Origin of the sequence: Flavobacterium micromati (assembly GCF_900129585.1) — a bacterium.
Classification (GTDB): Bacteria; Bacteroidota; Bacteroidia; order Flavobacteriales; family Flavobacteriaceae; genus Flavobacterium; species Flavobacterium micromati.
The window spans coordinates 42,597-58,471 of the sequence record NZ_FQWF01000001.1 but is presented as its reverse complement, the minus strand read 5'-3'; the positions used below and the strand labels follow the sequence as shown (position 1 = coordinate 58,471).

Sequence of the window (15,875 nt, the reverse complement as noted above, 5' to 3'; positions counted from 1 at the left end):
ACAACAACACAATGAAAATATTAAAATTTGGGGGTAAATCTTTATCGAATGGCGATGGAATAAATAAAGTACTTACTATTATTACAGACAAAATTAATGAAGGCGAAGAAATTGCAGTTGTCGTATCAGCAAGAGGAAACGCGACTGATGAACTGGAAGAGATATTAGATTTAGCGTCAAAAAACCATAATTACAAACCTCTTTTCAAAACTTTTAAAGAGTACCAGCAAGACGATTATCGAGATGTAGATTTAACAGAGGAATTTGCCGTTTTAGAAAAATTATTTGAAGGAGTAAGTATCATTGGTGATTATAGCGAGAAAATAAAAGATCAGGTTTTATCAAAAGGGGAAGTACTTGCTGCCAAATTACTTACAGCTATTTTAATTAAAAATGGGATAGAAGCTCGTTTCACAGATACTCGAACACTGATAAAAACCGATTCTAAATTTGGAAATGCGCAACCGCTCGAGCAACTTTCGAAGAAAAATGTTATTCAATATTTCAGGCAAAATAGTGATGCTGCGGTGAATATTGTAACTGGATTCATTGGTTCTAATAGTAATAATGACACAACTACCTTAGGCAGAAACGGTAGCAATTATACCGCATCTTTATTAGCTAATTATCTAGATGCAGAAGAATTGCAAAGTTACACGCACGTGGACGGAATTTATACAGCCAATCCTGATTTAGTCTCTGATGCAAAGAAGATTGATCATTTAACTTTTAATGAAGCGAATGAATTAGCGAATTTTGGGACAACAATTCTGCATGCTAAAACCATAATTCCATTATTAGAAAAAAACATCCCGCTTCGTATTTTAAATACTTTCAATTATCAAAATAAGGGAACTTTGATAACTTCTAAAGCGGAAGGAGAAGGAATTAAAACGCTTTCAGTGCTAGAAAACGTGGCATTGGTAAATTTGGAAGGACGTGGATTGCTTGGAAAAACCGGAGTCGATGCTCGAATTTTTAGAGTGATGGGCGATAATGATATTAGCGTAAGTATCATTTCGCAAGGATCTTCTGAAAGGGGAATTGGCTTAGTGGTTGCCGCTGATAAAGCGACAAAAGCAATGATGGAACTCGAGAAAGAATTTGAAAGTGATTTTTACTCTAAGGACGTTAATAAAATTACGGTCACTGATAATGTTTCTGTGATTTCAATCATTGGTCAGGATTTGAGCACTTTTCACAAGCCTTACACTGCACTGATTAAAAACAAAATTATTCCTATTCTTTTTAACAATACTATATCGGGGAAAAATGTAAGTTTGGTTGTGAATAAATCGCAGTTGAACAAGGCGCTAAATGTGATTCACGGTGAGATTTTTGGTGTTTCAAAGAAGATTAATATTGCCATTTTTGGTCATGGATTAGTTGGAGGAACTTTGATAAATCAAATATTAGCATCTGCGGAAGCAATAGAAAAAAGGAAAGATATTAAACTGAATGTTTTTGCAATTGCTAATTCTAAAAATATTCTATTAGACAAAAACGGAGTAACAACAAACTGGAAAAATGAAATTCAAAACACTGGGTTTTCTTATACAATTGATGATGTAATCGCGTATGCAAATGAACATCACTTAGAAAATTTAATTGCTATAGATAATACCGCTAGCACCACCTTTGTGAAGAATTATGTTCCACTTATAGAGAGTAGTTTTGATTTAATTTCTTCTAATAAAGTTGCGAATACCCTGAGTTATGGGTTTTACAAAGAGTTACGAAAATCCTTAGCGGATAACCAGAAAAATTATTTGTATGAAACTAATGTGGGAGCAGGATTGCCATTGATTGACACGATAAAATTACTGCATCTTTCTGGAGAAAATATCACGAAAATTAAGGGTGTTTTCTCAGGAACTTTAAGTTATTTATTTAATAATTTCTCTGCAAAAGATGTTCCATTTAGCGAAATTTTGAAAGAAGCAATTGACAACGGATACACAGAACCGGATCCAAGAGAGGATTTATGTGGAAACGATGTAGGTAGAAAATTACTGATTTTAGCGAGAGAATTAGACTTGCAAAATGAATTTGATGAAATTGCAATTCAAAATCTTATTCCAGAACATTTACGTGAAGGCAATGTTGCTGACTTCTTAAATAAATTAAAGGAATTTGATCCTATTTATAATAAAATAAAAGCAGACCAAAAACCAAATCATGTCCTGCGATATATAGGAGAATTATCAGGAGATTTACAACATGACAAAGGAATATTAGAAGTAAAATTAGTTTCCGTACCTTCAGATACAGCTCTGGGCGGCTTGAAAGGGTCTGATTCATTCTTCGAAATTTATACCGAATCCTATGGAGATCGACCAATAGTCATTCAAGGCGCGGGCGCAGGATCAGCAGTAACCGCAAGGGGAGTTTTTGGTGATCTTTTGAGATTGTCGGATAAAGGATAGTGATTTTTGATTGTAGATTAACGATTTTTGATTTTAGATTGAAAAATAGACAACATCAATATGAATATTATTTTTATTTTAATTGGGATGAATGTTACTCTTGTATTTGTATTTAATAAAAGTAAATTGGACAGTAGAATCTGGTTTATTAGACTTTTGGTAGTAAATGTGCTATTGTTTTTAATTGCATCAATTTGTTTGTTTAACAATATTGGTAAAGACACAGCAGTCAATTCTTTATTTGTTCCGTTGATTGTGCAACTTATCTACTACGGTCTAAGTAAAATTTTCTACCTCACGTTTAAAAGAAACAGTGTTGATACATTTTGGACAATGGATAAGTCCTTATTTATTGATGGATGGTTTAATTTTATATTTTACCTCATCTCAATATTGCTTTTTCTATTGGTGTTATAAGAATGTAAATGAATAAAAAAGGGACGTACCTCCAGTCTTGGCTCCTTTCCGCCGCGGCGGAAGGGTTGGGGAGGGGATACTATGAAAGTAACATTAAACAGAGTAAATGACAACTTCCATTTCGAATTGAAAAACGAAAGAGGACATATTGTAAATGTGGATAGCCGTCCCGAATTTGGTGGAGACGATAAAGGCGCGAGTCCGATGGAATTAGTATTGATGAGTGTTGCGGCTTGTAGCGCCATTGATATGATTTCGATCTTAAAAAAACAAAGGCAAGAAATTACGTCTTTCAAAGCTGAGGTTGAAGGCGAGAGGGTGCAAGTAGAAGAGGCAAAACCTTTTAAAAATATTCATATCGTTTTTTACTTAGAAGGCGACATCAAAGAAGATAAAGCTGCAAAAGCCGCACAACTATCTTTTGAAAAATACTGTTCGGTTTCTAAAACATTAGAGCCAACCGCCACGATACATTATAAAGTTGTTTTGAATGGTAAACAATTAGAAAATTAGAAAATTTGTCAATTAGAAAATTGATAATAAATAAGAACAGACTATTAACAATTAAATTCTCCGCAATAATTCCCACTTAGGGGATTAGGGGGCTTATATATTATGAACAATTCAGAATTCGGTTTTGAAACCCAAGCCATCCGCACCCAACTAGAAAGAACTCAATTTCAGGAGCATTCTGTTCCTTTGTATTTATCATCTAGTTTTGTTTTTGAAGATGCTGAAGACATGCGCGCTTCATTTACGGAAGAAAAAGATAGAAATATTTACAGCCGTTTTAGCAACCCCAATACGAGTGAGTTTGTAGAAAAGATATGCAAAATGGAAGGTGCCGAAGCCGGTTATGCTTTTGCGACTGGAATGGCAGCTGTGTTTTCTACTTTTGCAGCTTTGTTAAATGCGGGCGATCATATCGTTTCCGCAGGAAGTGTATTTGGTTCTACGCATGCTTTGTTTATGACTTATTTTCCAAAATGGAATATTCAAACTTCTTATTTTGATATTAATGAGCCAGAAACTATTGAAAGTTTCATAAAGCCAAATACTAAAATTCTATATGCTGAATCTCCAACGAATCCAGCAGTAGATATTATTGATTTGGAGCTGTTGAGCGTAATTGCTAAAAAGCACAATTTAATTCTGGTAATTGATAACTGTTTTGCAACTCCTTATATCCAGCAACCTGTAAAATGGGGAGCTGATTTAGTGATTCATTCGGCTACTAAATTAATTGATGGTCAAGGCAGAGTTTTAGGCGGTGTTACTGTTGGACGTGAAGATTTAATACGTCAAATCTACTTGTTTTCTAGAAATACAGGTCCAGCTTTATCTCCATTCAATGCTTGGATTTTATCCAAAAGTTTGGAAACACTAGCAGTTCGTTTAGAAAAACATTGCGAAAATGCATTAATAGTTGCTGAATTTTTAGAGAAGAATCCTAATGTGAACAGTGTAAAATACCCGTTCTTGAAATCACATCCAAAATATGAAATCGCTAAAAAGCAAATGCTTTTAGGAGGAAATATTATTGCTTTTGAAATTAAAGGCGGATTAGAAGCAGGAAGAGCTTTCTTAGACAAAATACAATTGTGCTCGCTTTCCGCTAATATTGGGGATACTAGAACAATTGTAACGCATCCCGCATCTACAACTCATAGTAAATTATCAGTTGATGAACGTTTAGCGGTAAGCATTACTGATGGTTTAGTCCGCATATCGGTAGGATTAGAAACTGTAAAAGATGTAATAGCCGACTTAGAGCAGGCGCTTTCGTAGATTTTAGATTTGGGATTAACGATTTTAGATTGTAGATTTGGGCTATAAAATTGTATTGTTAAAAAACAGGATTATGATTTTTCAAGATCTAAAATCGTTAATCCTCATTTAACAATCATAAATCTACTTAAATGCTCTCTAAAAAAACAAAATACGGAATAAAGGCTTTGACTTTTTTGGCACGTCAAAAGGACAGTACGCCAATCGCAATTGCTGATATTGCAAAAAGTGAAAATATTTCGTTGAAATTTTTAGAAAGCATTTTGTTGTTATTGCGTCACTCCGGATTTTTAGGTGCCAAAAAAGGAAAAGGTGGCGGTTATTATTTAATCAAGGAACCTAAAGATATTAACATGGCTCATGTCTATCGAATTCTCGAAGGGCCAATTGCATTACTTCCTTGTGCCAGCCACAATTTTTATGAGCCTTGCGCCGACTGCTCCGATGAAGCTACTTGCGCAGTGCGCAAGCTAATGACAGAAGTCCGCGACAATACACTTATGATATTGGAAAACAATACGCTGGCGGACATTGCTTTTTAGACAATTTATCACAAAATAAATTTTGTAGTTAATTTAAAATCTTTACTTTTGTGCAATAATCTACTATTCCGATAGGGCAATAGATTTTAATTAATTAAGTTGATAGATAAAATGAGTCAGGAATTAAAAGAGAATAATATTGCCGCAAAAATCGAAACAAGCGTCAAAGAGCGTTTGTGGGTGACAGTTCCTGTTCTTTTATTGGTGGGATTAATTGCGACTTTGATTTATAATCATCACGCTGAATTCTCATGGAATAGTTTTGTAGGGGGATTTAATACTGAGTTTTTAATCTTTTTCTCCATTGGTGTTTTTGCACAATTGGTAGATGGAACTTTAGGAATGGGGTATGGAGCAACTTCAACTTCTTTTTTACTGGCGTATGGAGTGCCTCCAGTGGTGAGCAGTACAGGAGTTCATGTAGCTGAAATGTTTACCACAGGTGCATCGGCTATTTCACATCACCGATTTGGAAATATCAATAAAAAATTAGTGAGACACTTGCTTATACCAGGTGTTTTAGGATCAATCATTGGAGCCTATTTATTGTCAGATGTTATTGATGGCGATGTGATTAAGCCATTTATTGCTGTATATATGATTGTATTAGCTTGCATCATTATTAGAAAAGGAATGCAAAAAAATATTATAAAAAAGAAAACTAAACGCTTAGGTATTTTGGCCTCTTTTGGGGGATTTATGGATTCTGTAGGAGGAGGCGGTTGGGGGCCAATAGTGACTTCAACTTTATTGGGAAACGGCAGAAATCCTCGTTATACCATCGGTTCTGTTAATTCAGCGGAATTTGCAGTTTCATTCGCTAGCGGAATTACATTTATGATTTTTGGAGGAATTGAAGGATGGCAAGTGATAATCGGATTAATTTTAGGAGGAGTGATAGCCGCTCCAATTGCCGCTCTGTTAGTGAATAAAATCAAAAGACAACCGATGATGATTTTGGTTGGAATTTTAATTATTGTTTTGAGTTTACGAACATTATCTAAATTAATATAATGAGTATTGCAATTATAAAGACTTTGTTAAATAGAACTGCAACTTTTTCGCTAGAAGAAACACTTGCTTTTTTAGCCAAGGAATACAAAGATAAAGTGGTTTTTTCAACTTCTTTTGGGCAAGAGGATCAGGTAATAACGGCTTTGATTGCGACAAATAATTTGCCAATTACCATTTTTACTCTCGATACAGGAAGATTATTTCAAGAAACCTATGATGTTTTTCAGCAGACATTGAAAAAATATAGAGTAGACATTAAAACTTATTTTCCAGAAACACCTGCAGTTGAAGCACTATTAAATGAAAAAGGTCCAAACAGCTTTTACGAATCAGTAGAGAATAGAAAAGAATGTTGTTTTATTCGAAAAGTTGCGCCGTTGACCAAGGCTCTGCAAGGAAATGAAATTTGGATTACAGGATTAAGAGCAGAACAATCAGAAAACAGAAATGATTTAAATCTTTTTGAATACGATGAAAAGTTTGACATCATCAAATTCAATCCGTTATTAAAATGGACTTTGAAAGAGGTTCAAGATTATATAGAAAAGAACGAAGTGCCACAAAATACACTTCACAAAGAAGGATTTGTAAGTATAGGTTGTGCGCCTTGTACCAGAGCAATTACTCCTGACGAAGATATTAGAGCTGGAAGATGGTGGTGGGAATCCAGTCATAAAGAATGCGGTTTGCATAGCCCCCTAACCCCCGAAGGGGGGATTATTAGAGAAAAAAATTAAATTATTAACCATTAAATACCCCAACAGTTCCCCCTTCGGGGGTTAGGGGGCTTATTATATGAGCATAGTATTAAATACAAACGCTTTAGAAAGCGAAGCGATATACATTTTTAGAGAAGTTATTTCTCAATTTGACAAACCAGTTTTATTGTTCTCTGGTGGAAAAGATTCAATTACATTGGTGCGTTTAGCTCAAAAAGCATTTTTCCCTGCAAAAATTCCTTTTCCACTATTGCACGTTGATACCGGACATAATTTTCCTGAAACAATTGAATTCAGAGATAAATTAGTAGCTGAATTAGGTTTGGAACTAATTGTTCGTAACGTACAAGATGCAATTGATGAAGGTAAAGTAGTAGAAGAATCGGGAAAATACTCGAGTAGAAATAGTTTGCAAACAACTACACTTTTGGATGCTATTGAAGAATTCAAATTTGATGCTTGTATTGGTGGTGCGCGTCGCGACGAAGAAAAAGCAAGAGCTAAAGAACGGATTTTCTCGGTACGTGATGATTTTGGTCAATGGGATGAAAAAAATCAACGTCCGGAATTGTTTGATATTTTGAATGGAAAAATTGAAAATGGTCAAAACGTTCGTGTGTTTCCAATTTCTAATTGGACTGAATTAGATGTTTGGAGTTATATCGAACAAGAGCAAATCGAAATCCCATCAATTTACTTTTCACACAAACGTAAAGTATTTATGCGAGATGGATTAATCTGGTCCCATTCTCCTTTTGTTTTTCAAGAAGAAGATGAAGAAATCGAAGAAAGAATTGTTCGTTTTAGAACTGTTGGTGACATGAGTTGCACAGCGGCGGTTGATTCGTATGCAGCCACTGTTCAAGAAGTAGTTGGCGAGATTAGAACTTCAACGATTTCTGAAAGAGGAGCCAGGATAGATGACAAACGTTCTGAAGCTGCTATGGAAAAAAGAAAACAGCAAGGATATTTTTAAGGAGTAAGACATAAAAAGTAAGTTATTGAACTTACGATCTTGATACTTAACACTTACGATCTTAATACTTATAAATAATATGGAAGTTTTAAAAATAGCAACAGCAGGAAGTGTAGATGACGGAAAGAGTACCTTAATTGGCAGATTATTGTATGATACAAAATCATTGACTACAGATAAGATTGAAGCAATAGAAAAAAGCAGCAAGCAAAAAGGATATGATTATCTTGATTTTTCCTTAGCGACAGATGGTTTAGTTGCCGAAAGAGAGCAAGGAATCACTATAGATGTAGCCCATATTTATTTTTCGACAGCCAAAAAAAGTTACATCATTGCCGACACTCCTGGTCACGTGGAATATACACGAAATATGGTTACCGGAGCTTCAACTTCACAGGTTTCCATTATTTTGATTGATGCTCGTAAAGGAGTAATTGAGCAAACGTACCGTCACTTTTTTATTAATAATTTATTGAGAGTAAAAGAGGTGATTGTAGCGGTGAATAAAATGGATTTAGTGGATTATTCCGAGGAAGTTTACAATAAGATCAAAGCTGATTTCCAAGCTTTAAATGCTAAAAGTACTTTCAAAGAACAAACGGTGAGCTATATTCCTTTAAGCGCTATTAACGGAGGAAATGTAGTTGACAAATCAGAAAACATGTCGTGGTATAATGGACAAACGGTGTTGGAATATCTAGAGGCTTTAGAACCAAAAGATGTTTATGACAAAGGTCAAGCTCGTTTTCCAGTTCAAACGGTTATCAGACCAAAAACCGAAGAATACCATGATTTTAGAGGCTATGCAGGAAAATTATATGGAGACGCAATAAAAGTAGGTGATGCAGTTACTGTGCTTCCGTCCTTGACAGAATCTAAAGTTACTAATATTCATTTCTTCGATAAAAAATATAACGAAGCTTCGGCAGGTTCTTCCATCACAATCGAATTAGAAAATGATATCAATGTAGCACGAGGCGATATGATTGTAAAATCAAATGAGCTTCCTAACATTGAAAAAGAGATCACTTCCACAGTTTGCTGGATGGACAGTAAAAAACTAGTTGCTGGAACAAAATATTTGATACAGCATAATACGAATCGAGTTTTGGCGAAAATTGAAAGTGTGAAAAATGTAATTGCAACTGATTATTCAGGTTCAACTCCAGCAACGCAATTGGCAATTAATGAAATAGGAGAAGTAAATATTAAATTGAGTAAAGCCATATATTTTGATGCCTATAATGACAACAAATCAAATGGAGCTTTTATTTTAATTGATGTTGCAACGAACACAACGGCAGGAGTTGGCTTTATAAAATAAAACCCTTTAGGCCCGCCGCAGCTCGAGAACAAAAAGCACAATTATAAATTCTCAGTTGCGGCTCCCCTTCCATTAGAGGGGGCTGTGGGGAGGAAAAACAAATATATTATGGAAAGTTTTAGAACCGAAATTGAGGATCCGATTGTCCAAAAAGACATTATCGATTTAGAGAGAAAAATTGCTTTATTCCGTGATGGGAAAATTGATGATGAGCGTTTTCGTAGCCTGCGCTTAGCGCGCGGTGTTTACGGACAACGTCAGGAGGGCGTACAAATGATTCGTATCAAATTGCCTTTTGGTAAAGTATCGAGCGAACAATTATTGCGTATTGCAAAAGTTTCTGATGAGTATTCTACAGGGCGTTTGCATATCACAACGCGTCAGGATATTCAAATTCACTATGTGAGTTTAGATAAAACGCCACAACTTTGGGCTGAATTAGAGAAAGATGATGTTACCCTTCGAGAGGCTTGTGGGAATACCGTGAGAAATATTACGGCGAGTGAAACTGCGGGGATTGATGTGGACGAACCGTTTGACGTTTCGCCTTATGCGTATGCCATGTTTCAATTTTTATTAAGAAATCCGGTGTGTCAAGAAATGGGAAGAAAATTTAAAATATCATTTTCTTCTTCAGATAAAGACACCGCGCTGAGTTTTATTCATGATTTAGGATTTATTCCGAAAATTGTAAACGGAGAAAGAGGATTTAAAGTAATGCTTGGTGGTGGATTAGGATCGCAACCAAATCATGCTGAATTATTATCGGAATTCATTCCGGTGAACCAAATTATTCCAACTACAGAAGGCGTTTTACGAATATTTGATCGTTTTGGCGAAAGAGCCAAAAGGTTAAAAGCACGCATGAAATTCTTAATTAAAGATATTGGTCGAGATGAATTTCTACAATTGGTTGCCGAAGAGAAATTAGCCTTACAACATCAAGTGGTTGAAATCGATACGACAGATTTCGATGCACCAATTCCTGAACCTTTATTGATTGCACCAAAAGTTATAATTGAAGATAGCGCTGCTTTCGAAAAATGGAAAAAAACAAATGTGATCCTGCAAAAACAAGCGGGTTATGTTGCTATTGGAATCAAAGTTTTGTTGGGAGATTTCTATACCGACAAAGCAAGATTATTGGCTGATTTAATAAAGAATTATGCAGCCAACGAATTGCGTTTTACGTTGCGTCAGGATATTTTAATCCGTAATGTGAAAGTAGAGAATTTGGAATTTTTCTACCAAGAATTAGCCAAATTTGATTTGGTTTCAATAGGGTATGATAGTACGGCGGATGTTACTGCATGTCCTGGAACAGATACTTGTAATCTTGGAATTGCGAGTAGCACCGGAATCGCAGTAGAACTGGAAAGAGTTTTAACTGCAGAATATCCACAATACAGCAACAACAAAGAAATCACTATTAAGATCAGTGGTTGTATGAATGCTTGTGGACAACACAATATGGCAGAAATTGGTTTCCAAGGAATGTCTATCAATTCAGGGAAACTAGTGGCGCCGGCACTTCAAGTATTATTGGGTGGAGGAAATTTAGGAAACGGAGCAGGACGTTTTTCGGACAAAGTAATTAAAATTCCAAGTCGAAGAGGACCTGATGCATTGCGCTTTATCTTAAATGATTTTGAAGCGAATGCAAACGGATTGTCTTTCTTGAACTATTATGACGATAAAGGCGAGAAATATTTCTACGAATTATTGAAACCTTTAGCGCATTTAACAAATCTTACCGAAGCTGATTTTATTGATTGGGGAAATGCCGATAATTACGTAAAAGCGGTGGGAGTGGGAGAATGCGCGGGTGTAGTTATTGATTTGGTCGCAACTTTATTATTAGAGGCCAAAGATAAACTAACTTTTGCGCAGGAAGCTTTCGCAGAACAAAAATGGTCGGATGCTATTTATCATGCTTACGCAGGTTTTGTAAATGGATCCAAAGCTTTGTTGCTTTCAGAAAATCAAAAAACAAATCATCAAGCTGGAATAATCGATTTATTTGATACTGTTTTTGTGGCAACGAATAAAATTCCTTTAAAAACCAGTTTGAAAGAACTAGTATTTCAGATCAATCAAAATGAACCTTCTGAGGCTTTCGCCAAAAAATATTTAGCCGAAGCAGTCACTTTTTTCGAAACTATAGAAACGTTCAGAGCTAAAGACCTTTTAGATGAAAAATAAAATAAATTCTCAAGTCACATTAGTTGGTGCTGGTCCTGGTGATCCCGATTTACTGACAATCAAAGGGGCAAAAGCATTGGCTGAAGCAAATGTTGTTTTGTATGATGCTTTGGCAAATGAAGAACTTTTATCCTATGCTCCTAAAAAAGCGTTGAAAATATTTGTTGGAAAAAGAAAAGGCTGTCATGAATATACGCAAGACCAAATCAATCAATTAATTGTGGATAATGCATTGACTTATGGTCATGTGGTTCGGCTGAAAGGTGGAGATCCGTTTATCTTTGGAAGAGGAATAGAAGAAATAGAATTCATAGAGAGTTTCGGAATTCCTACATTTGTGGTTCCTGGGATTTCATCATCGATTGCAGTTCCCGCATCACAAGGAATTTCGCTAACAAAAAGAGGGGTTTCAGAGAGCTTTTGGGTTATAACGGGAACCACTTCTGCACGTAAATTATCTGCAGATGTAGCTTTGGCAGCGCAATCTACTGCAACAGTCGTTATTTTGATGGGAATGAGCAAATTAGATCAAATTGTGGCTTTGTTCCAAAAAGAATCTAAAGGGGGAATGCCCGTTGCAATTATTCAAAACGGAACAACACCTCAAGAGAAAGTCGGAATTGGAACCGTTGACACCATCCAAGAAATAGTGGCTGAAAATAATTTAAGTTCTCCCGCGATAATTGTAATTGGCGAAGTGGTCGGAGATAGTAAGAAAAGAAGCATTTTCTACACGGAATTGAAATCACAACACAATAAGGTGCTAGTTTATGGAAAGGAATGAGCTGTATCCAATATTTTTAAAACTTCAAAACCTCAGTACCCTTATTGTGGGCGGAGGAAATGTAGGTTTAGAAAAGTTGTCATTTCTATTAAAATCAAGTCCAAATGCAATTGTTGAGGTGGTTGCACCGCGATTTTTACCTGAATTAGAAACCTTGGCGGCAAGTCATTTATCAGTAAAACTAACTTACAAAAAATTCAATCGCTGGATGCTTCGTAAACGCCACATGGTTATCGCTTGTACTGATGATTTAAAGGTCAACAAAAGGATTTATGATTTGTGCAGAAAAAGATTCTTGATTTGTAACATTGCTGATACACCGCCATTATGTGATTATTATTTGGGCGGAATTGTAACTAAAGGCAATGTTAAAATTGCGATTTCAACCAACGGAAAGTCACCAACAACGGCCAAGCGATTGCGCGAATTTTTTGAGGAAGTAATTCCAGACGATATCAATAAAATGGTTGAAAATTTGAATGAATATCGCAAAACCTTGAAAGGGGATTTCGAAGAAAAAGTACAAAAAATGAATGAAATTACAGAAGCATTAAAAGTCTCTTTGGCCAGCCAAGGAGGAACAGAAAAAAATACGTAAGACCACATTATAAATTGTAATAGATCTTAATAACAACTTTGTGTTTTTTTTGAAACGTAATATTATGATATTTGTCATTGAAAATTAAAAGACATCGTATTTACTTTGTACGATAAAAAAATAATTCATTAAATACAATAACAACAACGAATTTCGTCAAAGCCAGATCGTCCTTTGCAGCAGGCAGACGGGAAAATAAATAAACAAATAAAGAATGATTAAAACAGACATACTAATAATTGGAGCTGGACCAACAGGTTTATTTGCAGTTTTTGAAGCAGGATTATTGAAATTAAAATGCCACATATTAGATGCACTTCCACAAGTGGGTGGTCAATTATCAGAGTTATACCCAAAGAAACCAATTTACGATATCCCGGGATTTCCTGAAGTTTTAGCAGGGGATTTAGTGAATAATTTAATGGAGCAAATTAAGCAATTCGAGCCCGGATTTACACTTGGAGAACGTGCTGAAACGATTGACAAGCAAGAGGATGGAAGCTTTATTGTTATCTCTAATAAAGGAACAAAAATTCATGCTTCGGTAGTAGCTATTGCTGGAGGATTGGGAAGTTTTGAACCTAGAAAACCACTTATTGACGGAATTAATTTTTATGAAGGTAAAGGGATAAAGTATTTTATCAAAAACCCCGAAAAATTTAGAGACAAAAGAGTTGTTATTTCAGGTGGTGGAGACTCTGCCTTAGACTGGAGTATTTTTCTTTCAAATGTTGCTTCCGAAGTAACTTTGATTCATAGAAGAAATGAATTTAGAGGTGCATTGGATTCTGTTGATAAAGTACAGGAATTAAAAGATGCTGGGAAAATCAGGTTGATAACACCAGCCGAAGTTGTAGGTCTCAATGGAGCTGAACATATTGAGTCAGTTGTTCTTGATGAAAATGGAGCAAGAAGAACGATAGAAACAGATTATTTTATTCCGCTTTTTGGACTTACGCCAAAATTAGGACCTATAGGAAACTGGGGATTAGACATTGAAAAAAATGCAATCAAAGTAAATAACTCATTGGATTATCAAACTAATATTCCAGGAATTTTTGCAATAGGAGATGTGAATACATATCCCGGAAAATTAAAATTGATTCTTTGTGGTTTCCACGAAGCTACTTTGATGTGCCAAGCAGCTTATCAAATTATCAATCCAGGTAAAAAATATGTCTTGAAATACACCACAGTTTCAGGAGTTGATGGCTTTGATGGAACTCGTAAAGAAGCGCCAAAAGCGGTTGTAAAAGCGATAGTTTAACAACTTATACCAAAAGCAGTAAAAAAATATAGCGTTAATACTTGGAATTATTAACGCTATTTCTTTACTTTGCAGTGTTCCTATATTTATTGATCGTTATCACGAAAGGCGGAGGGAAAGACCCAATGAAACCTTAGCAACCCTTTATCTTTAAAGAAGGTGCTACATTCTACTTTGATATTGAATTTATTTCGGTAATTCAAGGATAGATAACACAAGAATACTTACTAAGTATTTCTCAAAACTTTTCACGACAACATTTTATATTTTTTAGAGCGAATTATTAGGCTTTTTTGCCAATAATTTTCCCGCTTTACGCTATATCTTTTTTTACAAACCCTTGCAAGGTTTATAAAAAAAGGATATCACTGCAATCGGGGCTAAAGAGCTAATATATTGAACTTTTGTAATTATAAATCAAAAGAAAAATCGCGATGCTGATCGAGATTTTAAAGTAATAAAAAGCTATGTCAACCATTTCAAAAGATATTTTGGGAGTTGTTCCTGTCGGAAAATCGGAGCTCATCCAAGAAGCCATTAAAAAAAATATACTCATACTCGATGGAGCCATGGGAACTATGTTACAACGCTACAATTTTTCGGAGGAGGATTTCCGCGGCGAACGTTTCAAAGATTTTCCACATTCACTTAAAGGCAATAACGATTTATTGTCGCTGACTCAGCCGCAAGCGATTCGAGCAGTTCACGCAGCCTATTTTGAAGCGGGAGCAGATATCGTTGAAACCAACACTTTTTCAGGGACAACAATAGGCATGGCCGATTACCACCTCGAAGATATTGTTTATGAACTTAATTATGAATCCGCACGAATCGCCCGCGAAGTAGCCGATGAATTCACCGCCAAGAATCCAGATAAACCTCGTTTTGTGGCCGGTTCCATAGGACCAACAAACCGTACGGCAAGTATGTCGCCGGATGTAAACGATCCCGGTTACCGAGCTGTAACATTTGATGGTTTGCGAATTGCATATAAGCAACAAGTAGAAGCTTTGATTGATGGCGGAAGCGATATTTTGTTAGTCGAAACCATTTTCGACACGTTAAATGCTAAAGCAGCACTTTTCGCAATTGAAGAAGTCAAAGACGAGCGCAATATTGATATTCCAATCATGGTTTCAGGAACTATCACCGATGCATCTGGGAGAACACTTTCAGGACAAACAGTAGAAGCTTTCTTAGTTTCGGTTTCACATATTCCCTTATTGAGTGTTGGTTTTAATTGCGCTCTTGGAGCCGATTTGTTGAAGCCGTATTTGCAAACTTTGTCTCAGAATACTTCTTTCAATGTATCAGCACATCCTAACGCAGGATTGCCAAATGCTTTTGGAGAATACGATGAAACACCAGAGCAAATGCAGGCATTCATCAAAGAATATTTAGACGACAATTTAGTCAACATCATAGGCGGTTGCTGCGGAACAACACCAGCACATATTAAGTTGATTGCAGATATCGCCAAGAATTATAAACCGAGGGTTTCAACGGCAACCATGTAAAAAAAATGGGAGCAGATTTATAGCTTTTTTCGAGAATAAAAAAAGTGCTTTTGTCATTGTAATTAACGAAAATTCGAGCGTTAGGGAACAGTTATAGCAATCTCATCAAGTTGTTCACTTTACAAAGATTCTTCCTATGGCAGAATAACAAGAATGTGGAATTACAATAATGCGAAACAAGATGGTGCCCATTCCTCAGCATGACAAGAATGAGAAAAAGAGTATTGTTGTTAGCACAAAACCGCGTGAGGGATAGCAGTGGAGCTCTTTTTTCTTGCTTTTTTGCAAGAAAAAAAGCGGG

General features: G+C 35.7%; 13 protein-coding genes and 1 riboswitch. All 13 genes read left to right on the top strand.

Features of this window, described 5'->3' with window-relative positions; genetic code table 11:
- Positions 1-11: 11 nt before the first annotated feature.
- The 13 genes from thrA to BUB42_RS00205 all read left to right on the top strand — a co-directional run bounded on the left by thrA (position 12) and on the right by BUB42_RS00205 (position 15,574).
- Positions 12-2,426: a bifunctional aspartate kinase/homoserine dehydrogenase I gene (gene thrA / locus BUB42_RS00270; RefSeq protein WP_073016081.1), complete on the top strand. Its 2,415-nt coding sequence runs from the start codon at positions 12-14 to the stop codon at positions 2,424-2,426.
- Between the two features lie 498 nt (positions 2,427-2,924).
- The gene (locus BUB42_RS00260) at positions 2,925-3,356 is read left to right on the top strand and encodes an OsmC family protein (protein WP_073016077.1); all 432 of its coding nucleotides are present in this window, start codon (positions 2,925-2,927) and stop codon (positions 3,354-3,356) included.
- Positions 3,357-3,458: 102 nt separating this feature from the next.
- Positions 3,459-4,631 carry a trans-sulfuration enzyme family protein gene (locus BUB42_RS00255; protein WP_073016075.1) on the top strand — a complete coding sequence of 391 codons (1,173 nt, stop codon included), beginning with the start codon at positions 3,459-3,461 and terminating at the stop codon, positions 4,629-4,631.
- A gap of 131 nt (positions 4,632-4,762) precedes the next feature.
- Positions 4,763-5,173 carry an RrF2 family transcriptional regulator gene (locus tag BUB42_RS00250; RefSeq protein WP_073016073.1) on the top strand — a complete coding sequence of 137 codons (411 nt, stop codon included), beginning with the start codon at positions 4,763-4,765 and terminating at the stop codon, positions 5,171-5,173.
- A 111-nt stretch (positions 5,174-5,284) separates the two neighbouring features.
- Positions 5,285-6,187, top strand: coding sequence for a sulfite exporter TauE/SafE family protein (locus BUB42_RS00245; protein ID WP_139257254.1), 903 nt, complete (start codon positions 5,285-5,287; stop codon positions 6,185-6,187).
- On the top strand, positions 6,187-6,924 hold the full coding sequence (locus BUB42_RS00240; RefSeq protein ID WP_073016071.1) for a phosphoadenylyl-sulfate reductase: 738 nt from the start codon (positions 6,187-6,189) through the stop codon (positions 6,922-6,924). Before BUB42_RS00245 ends, BUB42_RS00240 begins: the two co-directional genes overlap by 1 nt.
- Positions 6,925-6,982: 58 nt before the next feature.
- Positions 6,983-7,882, top strand: coding sequence for a sulfate adenylyltransferase subunit CysD (gene cysD / locus BUB42_RS00235; RefSeq protein WP_073016070.1), 900 nt, complete (start codon positions 6,983-6,985; stop codon positions 7,880-7,882).
- A 79-nt stretch (positions 7,883-7,961) separates the two neighbouring features.
- Positions 7,962-9,206, top strand: coding sequence for a sulfate adenylyltransferase subunit 1 (locus BUB42_RS00230; protein ID WP_073016068.1), 1,245 nt, complete (start codon positions 7,962-7,964; stop codon positions 9,204-9,206).
- A gap of 108 nt (positions 9,207-9,314) precedes the next feature.
- Positions 9,315-11,408 carry a nitrite/sulfite reductase gene (locus tag BUB42_RS00225; protein WP_073016057.1) on the top strand — a complete coding sequence of 698 codons (2,094 nt, stop codon included), beginning with the start codon at positions 9,315-9,317 and terminating at the stop codon, positions 11,406-11,408.
- Complete coding sequence (gene cobA / locus BUB42_RS00220; RefSeq protein WP_073016055.1) at positions 11,398-12,192, top strand: uroporphyrinogen-III C-methyltransferase; 795 nt, start codon at positions 11,398-11,400, stop codon at positions 12,190-12,192. The genes BUB42_RS00225 and cobA overlap by 11 nt, the downstream gene beginning before the upstream one ends.
- Entirely contained in the window at positions 12,179-12,790 is a 612-nt protein-coding gene (locus BUB42_RS00215) for a precorrin-2 dehydrogenase/sirohydrochlorin ferrochelatase family protein (RefSeq protein ID WP_073016053.1), read from the top strand. The genes cobA and BUB42_RS00215 overlap by 14 nt, the downstream gene beginning before the upstream one ends.
- Before the next feature lie 214 nt (positions 12,791-13,004).
- Positions 13,005-14,057, top strand: coding sequence for an NAD(P)/FAD-dependent oxidoreductase (locus tag BUB42_RS00210; protein ID WP_073016051.1), 1,053 nt, complete (start codon positions 13,005-13,007; stop codon positions 14,055-14,057).
- 93 nt (positions 14,058-14,150) lie between these two features.
- Positions 14,151-14,273, top strand: a riboswitch (SAM riboswitch).
- Positions 14,274-14,524: 251 nt separating this feature from the next.
- On the top strand, positions 14,525-15,574 hold the full coding sequence (locus tag BUB42_RS00205) for a homocysteine S-methyltransferase family protein (protein ID WP_073016049.1): 1,050 nt from the start codon (positions 14,525-14,527) through the stop codon (positions 15,572-15,574).
- The last annotated feature ends 301 nt before the right edge of the window (positions 15,575-15,875 follow it).